The organism is Paraburkholderia sediminicola (assembly GCF_046026895.1).
Lineage (GTDB): Bacteria > Pseudomonadota > Gammaproteobacteria > Burkholderiales > Burkholderiaceae > Paraburkholderia > Paraburkholderia sediminicola_C.
This window is the reverse complement of sequence record NZ_JAQQEU010000010.1, coordinates 20,206-35,406: the sequence shown is the minus strand read 5'-3', so window position 1 is coordinate 35,406 and position 15,201 is coordinate 20,206. Positions and strand designations below refer to the sequence as shown.

15 protein-coding genes, 1 tRNA gene and 1 pseudogene are annotated in these 15,201 nt (G+C 60.3%); 7 read left to right on the top strand and 10 right to left on the bottom strand.

Going from position 1 to position 15,201, the window contains the following annotated elements; genetic code table 11:
* The first annotated feature begins 93 nt into the window (after positions 1-93).
* The 3 genes from glnL to PQR02_RS09620 all read left to right on the top strand — a co-directional run bounded on the left by glnL (position 94) and on the right by PQR02_RS09620 (position 5,037).
* On the top strand, positions 94-1,236 hold the full coding sequence (gene glnL, locus PQR02_RS09630; RefSeq protein WP_408228922.1) for a nitrogen regulation protein NR(II): 1,143 nt from the start codon (positions 94-96) through the stop codon (positions 1,234-1,236).
* A 35-nt stretch (positions 1,237-1,271) separates the two neighbouring features.
* Entirely contained in the window at positions 1,272-2,786 is a 1,515-nt protein-coding gene (gene ntrC / locus PQR02_RS09625; protein ID WP_408228919.1) for a nitrogen regulation protein NR(I), read from the top strand.
* Between the two features lie 127 nt (positions 2,787-2,913).
* Positions 2,914-5,037, top strand: coding sequence for a prolyl oligopeptidase family serine peptidase (locus PQR02_RS09620; RefSeq protein ID WP_408228916.1), 2,124 nt, complete (start codon positions 2,914-2,916; stop codon positions 5,035-5,037).
* A gap of 66 nt (positions 5,038-5,103) precedes the next feature.
* Here the strand turns inward: PQR02_RS09620 and xth are convergent, their stop codons facing one another.
* The gene (gene xth / locus PQR02_RS09615; protein ID WP_408228913.1) at positions 5,104-5,880 is read right to left on the bottom strand and encodes an exodeoxyribonuclease III; all 777 of its coding nucleotides are present in this window, start codon (positions 5,878-5,880) and stop codon (positions 5,104-5,106) included.
* Positions 5,881-6,170: 290 nt separating this feature from the next.
* Between xth and PQR02_RS09610 the strand changes: the two genes are divergently transcribed.
* The 3 genes from PQR02_RS09610 to PQR02_RS09600 all read left to right on the top strand — a co-directional run bounded on the left by PQR02_RS09610 (position 6,171) and on the right by PQR02_RS09600 (position 7,397).
* On the top strand, positions 6,171-6,458 hold the full coding sequence (locus tag PQR02_RS09610; protein ID WP_408228910.1) for a hypothetical protein: 288 nt from the start codon (positions 6,171-6,173) through the stop codon (positions 6,456-6,458).
* A gap of 94 nt (positions 6,459-6,552) precedes the next feature.
* Positions 6,553-6,629: transfer RNA gene (locus tag PQR02_RS09605), tRNA-Met, on the top strand.
* 171 nt (positions 6,630-6,800) lie between these two features.
* A complete protein-coding gene (locus PQR02_RS09600) occupies positions 6,801-7,397 on the top strand; it encodes a hypothetical protein (RefSeq protein ID WP_408228907.1) in 597 nt (198 codons plus the stop codon).
* A gap of 110 nt (positions 7,398-7,507) precedes the next feature.
* On the opposite strand, the gene PQR02_RS09595 is transcribed toward PQR02_RS09600, so the two are convergent.
* The 9 genes and pseudogenes from PQR02_RS09595 to PQR02_RS09555 form a co-directional block, all read right to left on the bottom strand.
* Positions 7,508-8,245: a hypothetical protein gene (locus tag PQR02_RS09595; protein WP_408228904.1), complete on the bottom strand. Its 738-nt coding sequence runs from the start codon at positions 8,243-8,245 to the stop codon at positions 7,508-7,510.
* A 233-nt stretch (positions 8,246-8,478) separates the two neighbouring features.
* On the bottom strand, positions 8,479-9,105 hold the full coding sequence (locus PQR02_RS09590) for a hypothetical protein (protein ID WP_408228901.1): 627 nt from the start codon (positions 9,103-9,105) through the stop codon (positions 8,479-8,481).
* A 74-nt stretch (positions 9,106-9,179) separates the two neighbouring features.
* Complete coding sequence (locus PQR02_RS09585) at positions 9,180-9,854, bottom strand: hypothetical protein (protein WP_408228898.1); 675 nt, start codon at positions 9,852-9,854, stop codon at positions 9,180-9,182.
* The gene (locus PQR02_RS09580) at positions 9,841-10,476 is read right to left on the bottom strand and encodes an N-acetylmuramidase domain-containing protein (RefSeq protein ID WP_408229212.1); all 636 of its coding nucleotides are present in this window, start codon (positions 10,474-10,476) and stop codon (positions 9,841-9,843) included. Before PQR02_RS09580 ends, PQR02_RS09585 begins: the two co-directional genes overlap by 14 nt.
* Positions 10,477-11,250: a hypothetical protein gene (locus PQR02_RS09575; RefSeq protein WP_408228895.1), complete on the bottom strand. Its 774-nt coding sequence runs from the start codon at positions 11,248-11,250 to the stop codon at positions 10,477-10,479. It abuts the gene before it with no gap.
* Between the two features lie 40 nt (positions 11,251-11,290).
* Positions 11,291-11,494 carry a hypothetical protein gene (locus PQR02_RS09570; RefSeq protein WP_408229228.1) on the bottom strand — a complete coding sequence of 68 codons (204 nt, stop codon included), beginning with the start codon at positions 11,492-11,494 and terminating at the stop codon, positions 11,291-11,293.
* Positions 11,445-11,783, bottom strand: a pseudogene (locus PQR02_RS09565) (type VI secretion system tip protein VgrG); the annotation flags it as partial. The gene PQR02_RS09570 and the pseudogene PQR02_RS09565, both read right to left, overlap by 50 nt.
* Before the next feature lie 350 nt (positions 11,784-12,133).
* On the bottom strand, positions 12,134-12,346 hold the full coding sequence (locus PQR02_RS09560; RefSeq protein WP_408228892.1) for a hypothetical protein: 213 nt from the start codon (positions 12,344-12,346) through the stop codon (positions 12,134-12,136).
* A 551-nt stretch (positions 12,347-12,897) separates the two neighbouring features.
* Positions 12,898-13,596, bottom strand: a complete 699-nt coding sequence (locus PQR02_RS09555) for an aspartate/glutamate racemase family protein (RefSeq protein WP_408228889.1) — start codon at positions 13,594-13,596, stop codon at positions 12,898-12,900.
* A 208-nt stretch (positions 13,597-13,804) separates the two neighbouring features.
* Here PQR02_RS09555 and PQR02_RS09550 point away from each other — a divergent pair, with 208 nt between their 5' ends.
* Positions 13,805-15,097, top strand: a complete 1,293-nt coding sequence (locus PQR02_RS09550) for an amidohydrolase family protein (RefSeq protein WP_408228886.1) — start codon at positions 13,805-13,807, stop codon at positions 15,095-15,097.
* Positions 15,098-15,201 lie beyond the last annotated feature (104 nt).

Here is a 15,201-nt window from a genome sequence, read left to right as displayed (position 1 = left end):
GCCGCGCCGAACTTCGCGAAGTCCGGGCAGTGAGCAACACATAAAAAGCGGCACACCTGATTTTTCACCATCTCCTATCGGCCGGACTGCAAGATGGTTCTCAAGAATCTGATCAAGGCAAGAAAGGGACACGAGCAGACTCTGTCGGACGATGCGCAACTCGTGAGTTCCGGTTTGCTGCCGGGCTTCGAGACGTTGCCGACCGTCGTGCTGGTGCTGGAGAAGCGCACGCTGCGCGTCGCGTTCGCGAACCCGTCGGCGGAGTCGATGCTGGAACTGTCGCGCCGGCAACTCACGCAGATGACGTGGCCCGACATTTTCTCGAATGCGGACGAACTGGTCGCGACCATCTCGGCGATCGCCGCCCATCGTTTTCACGCGACGCATCTGGACGCCGTGCTCGAGCGTCCGGGCCACGAGCCGCTGCATGTGCATGCGATCGTCGGCTTTCTGGAGAGCGCGCAGGACTACGTGCTGCTCGAACTGTTCGAGAACGAGCGGCACTTGCGCTCCGACCGCGAAGAGCGCATCAACGACCTCACCGCGGTCAACAAGCAACTGATCCGCAATCTCGCGCACGAGATCAAGAATCCGCTAGGCGGGATTCGCGGCGCGGCGCAACTGCTCGAGTTCGAACTCGGCGAGCGTCAGCGCGACGAGTTGCGCGAATACACGCAGGTCATCATCAAGGAATCGGACCGGCTGCAAACGCTGGTCGACCGCCTGCTCGAACCGCACCGTCATCCGCATATCGTCGGCGACGTGAATATTCACGAGGTTTGCGAACGCGTGCGCCAGGTGATTCTCGCGGAGTTTCCGCGCGGCCTCACGATCGAGCGCGATTACGACGTGAGCGTGCCGGACTTGCGCGGCGACAAGGAGCAGCTGATCCAGGCGCTGCTGAACATCGTGCGCAATGCGGCCGAAGCGTTGCGCGAACGCATTTCGCAAGGCGATGCGCGGATCGAATTGCGCACCCGCATCGCGCGCAAGATCACCGTGTCGAAACGTTTATGTAAGCTGGCACTGGACTTGCATATCGTTGACAACGGCCCAGGCATTCCCGAAGAAATCCGTGACCGCATTTTCTATCCGCTCGTGTCGGGGCGCGAGGACGGCAGCGGTCTCGGTCTGACGCTCGCGCAGACTTTCGTGCAACAGCACGACGGCCTGATCGAAGTGGAAAGCCGGCCCGGCCACACCGAGTTTCAGATTTTGCTGCCGCTCGACTGCTAACCCCAAACGCATCTCAAGACTTCTGACCGACCCCTATGAAGCCGATCTGGATAGTAGACGACGATCAATCGATTCGCTGGGTGCTCGAAAAAGCGCTCGCCCGCGAAAACTTCGCGACTCGCAGCTTCGCGAACGTCCGTGAGGCTTCGGCCGCGCTCGAACACGAAAGCCCGCAGGTGCTGGTGTCCGACATCAGGATGCCGGGAGGTTCCGGCCTCGAACTGCTGCAAACCGTGCGCGACAAGGTGCCGGGCTTGCCCGTCATCATCATGACGGCGTTCTCGGATCTGGACAGCGCGGTCGCCGCCTTCCAGGGCGGGGCGTTCGAGTATCTCGCCAAACCGTTCGACGTCGACAAGGCGGTCGAACTGATCCGCCGCGCGGTGGACGAAAGCATGCGCGGTGAGCAGACGTGGGACGACCGCGTCGCCGAAGCGCCCGAAATGCTCGGCCAGGCGCCGGCGATGCAGGACATGTTTCGCGCGATCGGCCGCCTCTCGCATTCGGCGGCCACCGTGCTCATTACCGGCGAATCAGGCACCGGGAAGGAACTGGTCGCGCGTGCGTTGCACCGACATAGCCCACGCGCGAACGGTCCTTTCATCGCACTGAACACCGCGGCGATTCCGAAAGATCTGTTGGAATCCGAACTATTCGGCCATGAGCGCGGCGCGTTCACCGGCGCGCAGGCGATGCGCCAGGGCCGTTTCGAGCAGGCCGAGAACGGCACGCTGTTTCTCGACGAAATCGGCGACATGCCGTTCGATCTGCAGACCCGGCTATTGCGGGTGCTGTCGGACGGGCAGTTCTATCGCGTCGGCGGTCACAATCCGCTGCGCGCGAATGTGCGCGTGATCGCGGCGACGCACCAGAATCTCGAATCGCGCGTTCGGCAGGGGCTGTTTCGCGAGGACCTGTATCACCGGCTGAACGTCATCCGCTTGCGCTTGCCGGCGTTGCGCGAACGCAGCGAAGACATTCCGCTGCTCACGCGGCACTTCCTGCAAAAGAGCGCGCGCGATCTCGGCGTCGAGCCCAAGCGCGTGTCGGAAGAGGCGCTCGCATATCTCGCGTCGCTGCCGTTTCCAGGCAACGTGCGTCAACTGGAGAACCTCGCCAACTGGCTCACCGTGATGGCGCCCGCGCAGACCGTCGAGAGCAAGGACTTGCCGCCGGACCTCGTTCCCGCGCAAGCCGGTGTCAACGATCTCGCGAGCGGCGGTGCGGCATCCGGCACGGGTGACGAGGGCTTCGGCGGCGTTGCGCCGGGCAATGCCGCGAGCGCTGCGGTTCATCCGGCCGGCGCTGCGGGTGCGGCAGTCGGCACGGCGGTCAGCGCGTGGGAAGGCGGTCTGCGCACCGAAGTTGCGCGGATGCTGCGCGAAAACGCGGCCGACGTGATGGACGAACTCGCGCGCCGCTTCGAAGCGGCGGTGATTCGCGAGGCGCTCGACTTCACGCGCGGACGCAAGGTCGAAGCGGCCGAGCGTCTGGGCATCGGCCGCAATACGATTACGCGCAAGATCCAGGAACTCAATCTCGAGCCCTGATTGTCGTGTCGATGCAGGTCGGGGCGACGCGTAAGCGGCCTCGGCCTGTTGTCTGTTGCTGGATGCCTGACCGGGCCTCGGGCGCCCACAAGGCATAATCAACGCTGTTTCCATTCGACAGCCGACGATGCCCGCTTCTCCTGCTCCTTTCTCCTGGCCGCTTTCCCCCGATCCTTTTCTTGCGCTTGAAGCGCTCGACGACCCCGACGCGCTCGCGTGGGCCGAGCGGCAGAACGCGCGCACGCGCGCCGCGTGGTGCAGCGGCGCGTCGTTCGAGACGCTCCGGCAGCGGCTCGCCGATGCGTATCTGCCGCGCGAGCGTCCGGTGATTCCCGATCGCTGGATGGATTGGGCCTACGATCTGTGGCAGGACGAGCGTAATGCGAAAGGCCTCTGGAGGCGCACGCCATGGGCGGCATGGCGCAGCGGCGCGCCGGTCTGGCAGAACCTGCTCGATTTCGACGCGCTCGGCGCGGCCGAAGGCACGCCATGGGTGTGTGTCGAACTCGACATTCTTTATCCCGATGGCGATCGTGCGCTGATCACGATGTCGCCGGGCGGCTCGGATGCGCAGGTGGTGCGCGAGTTCGACATCGACGCGCAACGCTTCGTCGACGACGGCTTCGTGATCGCGAAGGCGGGCAAGCACACGGCGTCGTGGATTGATCGGGACACGCTCTACATCGGCTGGGACAATGGCCGTAAGTCGCTGACGCGCTCCGGATACCCGCGCGAGGTGCGGCGCTGGACGCGCGGCACGGCGCTGGCTGCAGCACCGGTGGTGTTCCGGGGAGCGTTCGGCGATATCGGTGTGGAAGCGCATTACGATCCGGTCGAGCGGCGGCATACGGTGGTGAGCAGTGTCGATTTCTTCGACTCGCACACGTACTACCTCGATAGCGCCGACGGCGCTGCCGATGCATGGCGCCAGTACGACGTGCCGGCGCACGTCGCGGTGGGCGGCTGGCAAGGCTGGCTGCTGCTCGAACCGCGTCTCGACTGGCACTGCGACGGCGTGCACTATCCCGGCGGCGCATTGCTCGCGATCCGCGAAGCCGCGTTTCTGCGCGGTGAGCGCGAGGTGGTGCCGCTCTTTACGCCGACGCCGCTGACCTCGGCCTGCGAGTGGACGCATACGCGCAATCACCTGATCGTGTCGTACCTCGACGACGTGCGTAGCAAGACCTTGCTGTGGACGCCGTCGCAAGGCGCGGATCAGGCGTGGCATTGGCAGCAGCGTGCGTTTGCGTCGCATGACGACGCGCAAGCGGATGTGTCGCCCGTCGAGCCGACGCTGAACGACGAAGTGTTCGTCGATACGGACGACTATCTGGAGCCGCCTGCCTACTGGCTCACCGACCTCGCGCGCGAGGATCTGAGCGAGTGGGAGTTGATCGACCGCTGGCCGACCCAGTTCGACGCGACGCGCTTTGCCGTGACGCGCGGACATGCGGTGTCGGCGGATGGCACGCAGGTGCCGTACACGGTGATCGGGCCGCGGGCCGCGCAGTCGTCCACGCAGGCGCACGCTGCGGGTCCGTGCTTACTCGGCGGCTATGGCGGCTTCGCGATCCCGTTGCTGCCGAGTTATCTGACGGGGCAGGGCATCGGCTGGCTCGAACGTGGCGGCGTGTATGTGGTCGCGCATATTCGCGGCGGCGGCGAATTCGGCACGCGCTGGCACACGGCGGCACAGGGCGAGCATCGCCAGCGGGCCTTCGACGATTTCATCGCGGTGGCCGAAGCGCTCATCAGTAGCGGCGTGACGAGCGCCGCGCAACTCGGCATCCAGGGCGGCAGCAACGGCGGCTTGCTGGTGGCGGCCTGCATGGTGCAACGTCCCGAGTTGTTCGGCGCCGTGGTGTGCGAGGTGCCCTTGCTCGATATGAGCCGCTATCACCTGTTGCATGCGGGCGCGTCATGGATCGACGAATACGGCGACCCGGACGAACCCGCCGGCGCGCGCTCGCTCGCCGCTTACTCGCCGTATCACCGCGTGGCGGCGGACGTTGCCTATCCGCCCGTGCTGTTCACCACATCGACCGCCGACGATCGCGTGCATCCCGGCCACGCGCGCAAGATGGCCGCGCGCATGCAGGCGCTGGGGGCGCGGCAGGTCTGGTATCGGGAGAACACGGAAGGCGGGCATGGCGGCTCGGATGAGCTGGAGCAGGCCGAGCACGATGCGATGGTGTTCGAGTTCTTGTCGAGCGTGTTGAGCGGCGCTACGCCTGCCGCTGCGACAGCGTGAGCCCCACAGGAGCACGCGCATGCGGTGCGACGCGTAGTCCACGGTTTGCACAGTTGAATCGAACCCTCAGCCGAGTTGCGCGACCACCGGCGCATGGTCCGATGGCTGGTCCCATTTGCGCGGCACCTTGTCGATATCGCAGGACGAGCACACGTCGGCCAGCGCTTTCGACAGCAGAATGTGGTCGATGCGCAGACCCGCGTTGCGGCGGAACGCCATCATCCGGTAGTCCCACCACGAGTAGATCTTGTCCTGCTGCTCGAACTGGCGGAACGCATCGAGAAGGCCGAGTCCGATCAGCCGCACGAACGCGGCGCGTTCTTCGGGCGACACCAGGTTCTGGCCTTCCCATGTTTTCGGGTCGTGCACGTCGCGATCTTCCGGCGCGATGTTGTAGTCGCCGAGCAGCGCGAGCTTCGGATGCAGCGCCATCTCGCTCGCGATCCAGTCGTGCAGCGCGGCGAGCCAGCGCAGTTTGTACGCGAACTTCTCGGTGCCCGGCGCCTGGCCGTTCGGGAAGTACGCGCAGATGATGCGTACACCTTCGATGGTGGCCGCGATCACGCGCTGCTGCGGATCTTCGAAACCCGGGATGTTGCGCACGATGCTGCTTTCATCGACGTTCAGGCCGTCGCGCACGAGAATGCCGACACCGTTATAGGTTTTCTGACCGGCATACCAGCTGCGGTAGCCTTTCTCCGCGAGTTCGGCGTGCGGAAATTTTTCGTCGCGCAGCTTCAGTTCCTGCAGACACAGCACGTCGGCGCGGCTCGTTTCGAGCCAGTCGATCACGTGTTGCTGGCGGACTTTAAGGGAGTTGACGTTCCACGTCGCGATTTTCATGACATTCTCACAGTCTTGCCGGGCAAGGATTCATGGGGGCTCGCCCTGGCGTTTTGTTCGGGCGCCCCGGCTTGCCGCGCGTCTTCGGGGCGACTGACGGCCGACCCTGACGCGGGTGCTGGCGCGGTCGATGCGCGGGCAGTTTCGATAGCCTCGCATCTTATCGCGCGGGAGCCGGGGCTGTGAAATTGCGTCCGTGGCGGGGCGAAAATAAAAGCGCGATCCGCCGATGCCGCAGCGTATAGTGGGACCACATACACATTCGCATGCCTGCGAGTTGGAGAGTCATCATGGCCGAATTTTACCCATCCGTTTATAAGGACTTCGAAGTGCATCCGCTGGTGTTTTCGCGGACCTTCGACAAATTCGACGGTCACAAGCGTTCTGCCGAAGGCTACGATGTCGCGGTGCGTGTGTGCCGTCCGGGTGCGATCAGCGGATCGAAAGCGAGCCGCGTGTTTCGTCTGCCGCTGCACGCCACGATCTCGGATTTCGGTGTGGCCAAACGCAGCGCGAGCCAGTACGGCGCGGATATTATCGACGGCAAGGTGGAAGGGGCGACGGTCGAGGATCTTTGATGCGCGCGTTGGCGCGCTGCCTCGATTGAGAAATAGTTCGCACAATGGTTTGACGTTTTGCTCACGTCCCGATATACTCTTTTTTTCTCTCTGACGCGGGGTGGAGCAGTCTGGCAGCTCGTCGGGCTCATAACCCGAAGGTCGTAGGTTCAAATCCTACCCCCGCAACCAAGAAAATCAAGGGCTTACATCGCATTGGCGTGTAAGCCTTTTTTGCTTTTTGCGTTCGTGTAACCTGCGTGTAGCCGCCAAAGCTCCAGCTCCCCCGACGATCGCTGCGGCCACCCCTGCTTTCCTTGCACTGTCCGTTATCATGGCCTACCGCCACTGGCGGACACCCTCATGAAAAGAATCGCTGAGATTGCGGACCTTGCCCTGAAAGTCCTGTCGTGCGTCGCCATCGTTTGCGCGGGCATATGGGCGCTCTATACGTTCCGGCTGGGCGGTTCAACTGACTGGCAGGACAACATCACGCTCGAAACACAGGTGCTGCCTTACCACGACGATCTCCGCCTGCTGGTCGTCCACGTGAAGTCGAAGAATCCGCGCAACGCAACCTTCGAACTCGACAGCACCCAGCACGACTCGTATCAGTTGCGTGTGCGCAAGCTGGCCACCGATGCGAAGGCCGGCACGGTATTCCACGAGGATGAGGGCGACCTGATTGCCAGTATCGATCTGCTGAAACTGGCGGGCGACAACTATGAATTCCTGCCCAGCGCAGAAATGGATGATATGCAGACCATCGTGCTGCCGGTGGGCAGCACGGTGCAGGTAATCGCCGAGATGAAGATTCACACCGGTACGACTGACAACACGGTCAGCCCGATACCGACGAGAACGCAGCCTCCACGGTCGTGCATGTCGAACCGTGAGCCGCCCGGACCGACCGGCCCCGTTTTCGGGGAAGATTCCCAAGCGCAATCTTGCGCCAGTTGACTACGTAGATTCCCGCGAGTCATTGCTCGTGCTGCTCCGTCCTTCGCGCACACAGTATCGGCATCAGTGGCCCATCCCGCAACTGCTTTGACGCCAGAAGCCGCGTCTCGCTACTGCCCCCGTGTTGGCGATACCTTGTTGCAGGCAACAACGCGATACGAGGCGGGGCTTGGCATTGAACCCGCAAGATCCTTGTCCATCTCCTTCATGCGTAAGAAAGGACGGTTCGGGAACGACAGTTTCACTGCGTAGCCGATATTGTCCGATATCTTGGACAACAGCACGCGCGCACCGTCCGGCACCCCCTCGCAGTTGAATTGCGACGTAAAGTCCAATTCGTATGCTGCACGAACGAGTATTACCTCGCCGCCAAAACTGCGCACAATATCAACGCTACAACCAAACACCGTGAGCATTGAGAGGAGCGCGCCGAAGCATGCCGTGTAGAAACCCCGGTTCAATGGCCAGCGGTCACGACCTCCCGGGGCGAAGTCACAGACCACGAGTGCAATCCACGAACCCGCTAAAACAACGAATAAAAACAGAGCGATATCAAGTGCGAGTAACAGACGCGTGCCGGTGTCAACGGCCTGAACAAGTTGCGAGACTGCAAACGGGAAATGACGGTTGAGAACTGTTACTGTCGTGTTTCGGGCGTCCTGGTAAGAGAAGGCTGACACGCCGATCATGAATACGCCGAACGGCGGATGGTTGATGATTCGCCTGATCGGCTTGATTTGCCACACCGTAAGGGCAGCAAACAACAGGCTAAGCCAGCCACAAAATAACGGCAGGTAGACACTTGCCCAGAAGTCTAAGGACCGGATGTAGAGTTGCCAGTAAAACATCACGGAGCAAAGTAGGGACGTGTAGCTCGTACCGAAAAAGATTGGCAGCCTATCGACCCACACTCGCGTGCCGCGCGTATACATGCGCCAGCACGCTCGAAGACGCGTCCCGGTTCGTCGACGGAATGATTTTCGAGGCGTGACGCTGGCTGTAGACATAAACTGATTTCGCTTGGGCGGTTGCATCGCCGGATAGAAACGCGAGGTACGCTGGCCTTGCTTGATACGGTGTGTCAGGCGTCCACGACGGCGCGCGGCACGAAGTGCCACTGCATGAACTCCGGGTCGTAAACCGCGAACTGGTCAAAACCAGGTTTCGCGCCGTCCGCTTCCATCGTCGGCGCGTCCCGCCACGCCTGATGCGCGACCGCCCGCAGGTCGCGTTCACTCCAATCCGAGCAGGTATTCGCTGTTTCTTTCCAAGCAAACAGCCCTGCCTGCTCATGGATTTCATCAACCAGACGCAGCAGCCTGCCTGGCAACTCCCGTACAGTGTCCCCGGACTCCAGTTCGGACGAGGTGGACAGCACGGCATCCGGCATGGCGTCCGGGCGAATCAGCAGCTTGCCCGAACACGTCCCCCACGCGACATGAACGCAGGCGATCACCGGCCGGTCGCCTGGTGTCCCACCCGCTTCCGGCCGCAGCGCATCGACCGGATGGATGACGACGGATTGTTCTCGCCCAACGACGCCTGCGGAATTACGTGAGATATCAAGCAGCGCATCGAAAGGCGGCGGGTAGCAGCGCAGCGCCATCTGTCCATCCAGCAACTCGCTGCTGTGGTAACGGCGTTCTCCATCGTCCTTCTCGAACATGATCACGTAGGCAACCGGGTCCCGCGTGCGGAATGCGCCCATTCACTATCCTCCCAGTATTGACACTGTTCGTGGCTTTGTTATGTCGGCGGTGTCGCCAAAATAAATGAAATCAATCATTGCTTACTCGCTGCCGGGAATGGGTTCACGAGATCAGCTGAGCGGACCCAGCCGGTTGAGACGTGCCTTTTATCGTCATCTTCAATTAGCATATCGGGATTGACATAACGAATATACGAATAATTATCTTTTTTATTAATCACAACAACCATATCTCCCGGCAAAAGATAGCCACGCTTATTAATTGAATTCGGATTCTGATAAATAAACGACTTCCTATTAATAACACCAATTCCCATGCCGGAAATTTTCGCCATCTCCGTGTAAGGAAGACCACCATCACCCGAAAACAATCCAGCTGCGCTCTGGCATCCACCTTGAGGCTTTTCAGTACTTATCGTTATGGTGTTTCCATTTTTTGATAAAACTCCGCGAATAGAAGAGATATGCCCAATCTGAGTATATGTATATCTATGATTTTTATAATCAAGAGAAAATGTTTCTATCGGTACAATTTCATCCCGATCACGAACTGATTTTTCGGACATAAATAAGAAATTGCAATAGAACAATTCATTATGAGCCGAATAGAGTCCGTAAATTTTTTGCCCATCCGAAAACGTCAGAAATCTAGATTCATCATATAAAGAAATCACACCGGCCATTGCAAAACGACAGAACAAGAATCCCGCAACGGCACAAAACAAGCGAAATACTTTACTTGAACTCATTGTAATGCGTCTCCATCTGTACAGGATAGGCAGGCGGATAGACCCCTCCGTTGTAGCTGCTTGCAAACTTATCCCAGTGCTTTTTTTGAAGGGCATCCAAAGCTCCTGCGCTAACCTTTGTCATGTACGCTACAAATATTTCGAATTGCTCATCCACACCCATCATCGCTTTGTTTGCCAGCTCCATTGGGCTTGAATATCCCATTCGATAGTAAAAGAAGCCCATTACTTGAAATGCCCCCCAGGAGCACGCCATAATCGAAGCGGGAAGACTTAAATTCGCCGCCCTTGCTAAGCGCTCGTACCGGTACATTACATCGCCGTCTTCATGCGCCCATCCACCATCATCTCCCTTCGCGCTTCCGATTGAATATCCTCCTAACTTTGGCAAGCAAAGATCAGGATACTTCGGAAATAAATTCTGTAATTTTGAAATATCCCGATCTTCCCAATGTGACTTATCTTGAGTCGCGCGAAAAAAATAATGTCGCTCATACCGAATTTTCGGTAGCCCATTGTGACAAAAGGGGGCGCCAGATGATTCTGTCGCCGCAACAGCTTTAAGTGCGGCAACTTCAACTTTTAACTCGCTCGCAACTGCTTGGAATTTGGCCTCTGATATTTAAATTGTCTTGGGGTAGTTAAGCCGCGAACCTAGCACGTTAAATGCGACGGTCGCCGGTTTGTTCGTATCGACAACCTTATAGCGGTGCTCTATCGTAATTTTTGCTGTCTTCTTATGAGTCGTCGCATCCTCGGTCACATCTTTCTTTTTTGTCGGAAAGTCTTTCTTAACCTGCCCCTGCTCGGTTACTTTCTGCGACCAGCCAATGGATGGACCAAAGTCGTGAACAAGACGCTCGATGGTCATGATCTCGCCTTGCTGCACAACCGGCAGATTGAGGTTCTGCTCCAGTTCTTCCTTCGGTGTCAGCTTCGTCGTCGCTTCCAGGTGGTACTCGGGACTGACAATCGTAAACGCGCTGATGTCCTTTTTCGGCGTCACGGTCGCCTTCCATACGTACTCTGCACGCTGGTTCTTCACCAGTACGTCAATCGGCTGGTTGCGGGCGGCGTTCTGGATCGTCAGAGCGTAGCCCTCCTTGTCCGTCGCTACCGGATCTGCCTTGTTATCCACCATCGGCATAGTCAGACTCTCACCGGCGGCTGACGCCGCCCCCGGTGCCGACACCGGAGCTGTAGCAAGCGGATCATCGCTGTCTGGTCCAAGTTTCCATGCAGGCGCTTGCGGCGCACCCGTGCTCGCCTTGAACTGCACGGACAACCCTTCAATCGGCTTTTGCAGGGTGTCCCTGAACAGGAAGGTCACTTTGACGTAGGGCGATGGCGGGGCCTTGGGGGCTGCCGGATGCGGTGTGTGATGCGGATGAGCCATCTGTTACCTTTCACAAGTTACTTTAAAGAGCAAGACTGTCTCAAGCCTGCGCGGCGTCGTCTTCCAGTTCGTGGTGATCGTAGGCGTCTTCGACCACGCCCCAATCTCCCGCCCCAATCTCGCACCGAACCTTCACAGCATCCACGGTGCTGACCGTCAACGTTGCACCATCGTAGAGCGTGCCTTGCTGCTTGAGCGTGCCATCGGGCAGATAGATGCGATAGGGCCGGTTCGTACCTGACATAGTCCTTCGTGGTCTGCACCGTCGAGAAGCGTTCGATGTACCCGGAAAACTTCTTCACGGTGCCGTCGTCGGCCACTACGGAAAAGCAGGCGTCCAGGTTCAGGTAATCGGTGCGCGCAAGCTGCTGCGGGTCGGTCAACTCGATACGCACTTCGGTCGGTGCGCCCATCTTTTCGATCGCCTTGAATGACGCGACCGACAGCGCCGCTGCACTTGACGTGCCGGGCACGTCGAGAAAATACGCCTGGCGTCCCCCGACACCCTGGCGTAGCGGATCAAACTCTTCCACTCTCTGCTCCCTGAAAAAGACCAGCGACGCAGCGTTAGCTGTCAAACCTGTTAACTGAACATTTAAAACGCGTCCGGTCAACGGAATCAATATGGGATAGGCGTGCCCTGACAATTCTTGAAGAAAATCCGCCGCGTCTGATTCGTGGCGCATCAGAACGATGTCTGTTTCCGGCTCCCGGCAAGTGACCTGTTCTTGCCCGCCGCCTGTCGGCAAGAGTCGCGACAGTCAGGACCGCACACAGAACAGCGCGACACAACCCGCCGCCACCCAGAGATAAAGTACTGATGGATCGTCCATAGGACTCCTGTTTTTTTTGAGGCAGAAAAAACCGTCTAGGAAACCAGTACCTAGTGAACGATGATTGATGCCATGAATGGCCACGGATTACACATGCTGTCCTCACCGGTTTCGGCAGCCTTTTGCAATGCACTGACTGCCGCCAGTGAACCCATGTGTGCTTTGACTTCAGCCGCGCGTTCCTCGCTGAATGCCTGGAGCGAGGCCGCGAGCAGGGCGCGATCCTTCGCCAGTCCTTCATTCCGCGTCAATACGCGTGCCATTTCAGTAATGCGAGCAGGAGCCTCAGCCTGGCGACGCGCAAATTCAGCGCTCTTTTCAAGCAGGACATGAAGTGCGGCATTTTCCTGCGCAAGCTGGAGATTGGGTTCGGTGAGTTCGGCAAGCGTCGCGCGGCCGGGGAACCTCGATCAACAGTAGTTTGGATGTTAAATTGTGTATGTGATTTATAGGGATTTCCTGTGATTCCATCAATATCCTTCAACACTGAGGAATTCGCAAACCTCAGGTCTCGTAACCCGAAGGTCATAGGTTCAAATCCTACCCTCGCAACCAGCCATTACGTAAAAAGCCTTGATTTCAAGCCGAAACCAAGGCTTTTTGCCTTCCAGGGCGGTTCAAATTGGAGCCAGGCTGCACGCTCACACAACGGATGGAGGCCGTCGGCCATGTCGACCTTCAACTCGTCGAAGAGACCGCGGCTCATGCCGGATACAGTCTCATTTGAAAGCGCGCAGGCTCGCATGCGGGCTTTATAGCTTCTCGCTACGGTGTTCGTATCTCGCGCGCGATTAAAGCCGCACCACAGCGCGCATCACTGCGCCCCGATCGCCCACTCGACCGCCGCTTGCGCGTGCAACGCGGTCGTGTCGAACACCGGCAACACTGAATCCTCCGGCTTGATCAGCAGCGTAATTTCGGTGCAGCCGAGAATCACCGCTTGCGCGCCACGCGCGGCCAGCTCTTCAATCACTCGCCGGTACACCGCGCGCGACGCATCGTTCACGTCGCCGTGGCACAACTCGTCGTAAATGATGCGGTGCACGTCCGCGCGTCCGGCTTCATCGGGGACGAGCGTCTCCAGGCCGTAGCGCTCACGCAAGCGTCCTGTATAAAACGTCTGCTCCATCGTATAGCGCGTGCCGAGCAAGCCGACCCGTTCGATACCCGCCGCGCGCAGCGCCTCGCCGGTCGGGTCGGCGATATGCAGGAACGGCACCGTGATCGCCTGCTCGATCGATTCGTACACCCGATGCATCGTATTGGTCGCTAGCATCACCAGATCGGCGCCGCCGCGTTCGAGCTGAAGCGCGGCATCGGCCATCTGCTGACCGAGCGCGGCCCAGTCGCCCGCGCGCTGGTTCGCCTCGATCGGCGCGAAGTCGACCGTGAGCATCAGACTGCGCGCGTTGTGATGACCACCGAGGCGTGCCTTCGCATGCCGGTTGAGAAGTTTGTAATACTCGGTGGACGACTCCCAGCTCATTCCGCCGATTACGCCGATCGTTTTCATCTGCCCGCTCCATGTATGCATGACGGCATCCGGACCACCCGGCACCACCGTCCTGAAGGCCGAGTATAGGCGCGCCGCGGCGCGCGCCGCCGGTACGGATTGCGCGCCGCGCGCCGGTACGGGCATCGCGAGAAAACCCCGCACGGGCTTTCTGGCGCCGATAGAATCGTACGCATCCAAAGCGGGAAGCGGTCAAAGGGAGCCATACATGGAGTTGATCATCCGCCGCGCGATGCTGCCGCCGAGCGCCGCATCGCAGCACAAACAACCGGTCGACATCGGCATCGACGCGGGCCGCATCGTCGCCGTCGAGCCGAATCTGGCCGCGAGCGCGGCCGAAGAAATCGATGCGGCCGGCTCGCTCGTCACGCCGCCGTTCGTCGATCCGCATTTCCACATGGACGCGACGCTGTCGTACGGCTTGCCGCGCGTGAACGCGTCGGGCACGCTGCTCGAAGGCATTGCGCTGTGGGGTGAACTGAAGCCCGATCTGACCCAGGTGGCGCTCGTCGAACGCGCATTGCAGTATTGCGACTGGGCGGTAGCGCGCGGGCTGCTGGCGATCCGCAGCCACGTCGACGTATGCGATCCGCGCTTGCTTGCGGTCGAGGCGCTGCTCGAAGTGAAACGCCGGGTCGCGCCGTATCTCGACCTGCAACTCGTCGCGTTTCCGCAGGACGGCGTATTGCGTAGCGCCGGCGCGTTCGAGAACCTGAAACGGGCGATCGCGATGGGCGTCGACGTGGTCGGCGGCATTCCGCATTTCGAGCGCACCATGGCCGAGGGCGCGCAGTCGGTGCGCCTGCTGTGCGAGTACGCGGCGGAGCAGGGCGTGCGCGTCGACATGCATTGCGACGAATCGGACGACCCCATGTCGCGCCACATCGAAACGCTCGCCGCCGAAACGCAGCGGCTCGGCTTGCAGGGGCGCGTCACCGGCTCGCATTTGACATCGATGCATTCAATGGACAACTACTACGTCAGCAAGCTGCTGCCGTTGATGCGCGAGTCAGGTGTCGCCGCGATCGCGAATCCGCTGATCAACATCACGCTGCAGGGGCGCAGCGACACGTATCCGAAGCGGCGCGGCATGACGCGCGTGCCGGAGATGATGGCCGCCGGCATCAACGTCGCGTTCGGCCACGACTGCGTGATGGACCCGTGGTACAGCCTCGGTTCAGGCGACATGCTCGAAGTCGCGCACATGGGCCTGCACGTCGCGCAGATGACGGGCGTCGACGGGATGCGTGCGTGTTTCGACGCGGTCACGATGAACGCCGCGCGGATTCTCGGTCTCGAAGCTTATGGCGTCGCGCCGGGATGCGCGGCCAATCTCGTGCTGCTTGACGCGCGCGATCCGGTCGAAGCGATCCGCTTGCGCGCGGCGCGGCTCGCGGTGGTGAGCCGTGGCAAGGTGGTGAGCCGTGCGCCGGCCGCGCGCGCGGCGCTGTCGCTTGAAGGGCGTCCCGCGCAGGTGGACTTCAAGCTGCATCGCGGTTAGTCGTCGCCGCGTAGCGGCTTGGCGTGCGCATGAAAAAAGCCGGCGCCTGCTTACGCAGGTCGCCGGCTTGTTTGTTTAGACGCCGAGATCGGCATCGACAACGC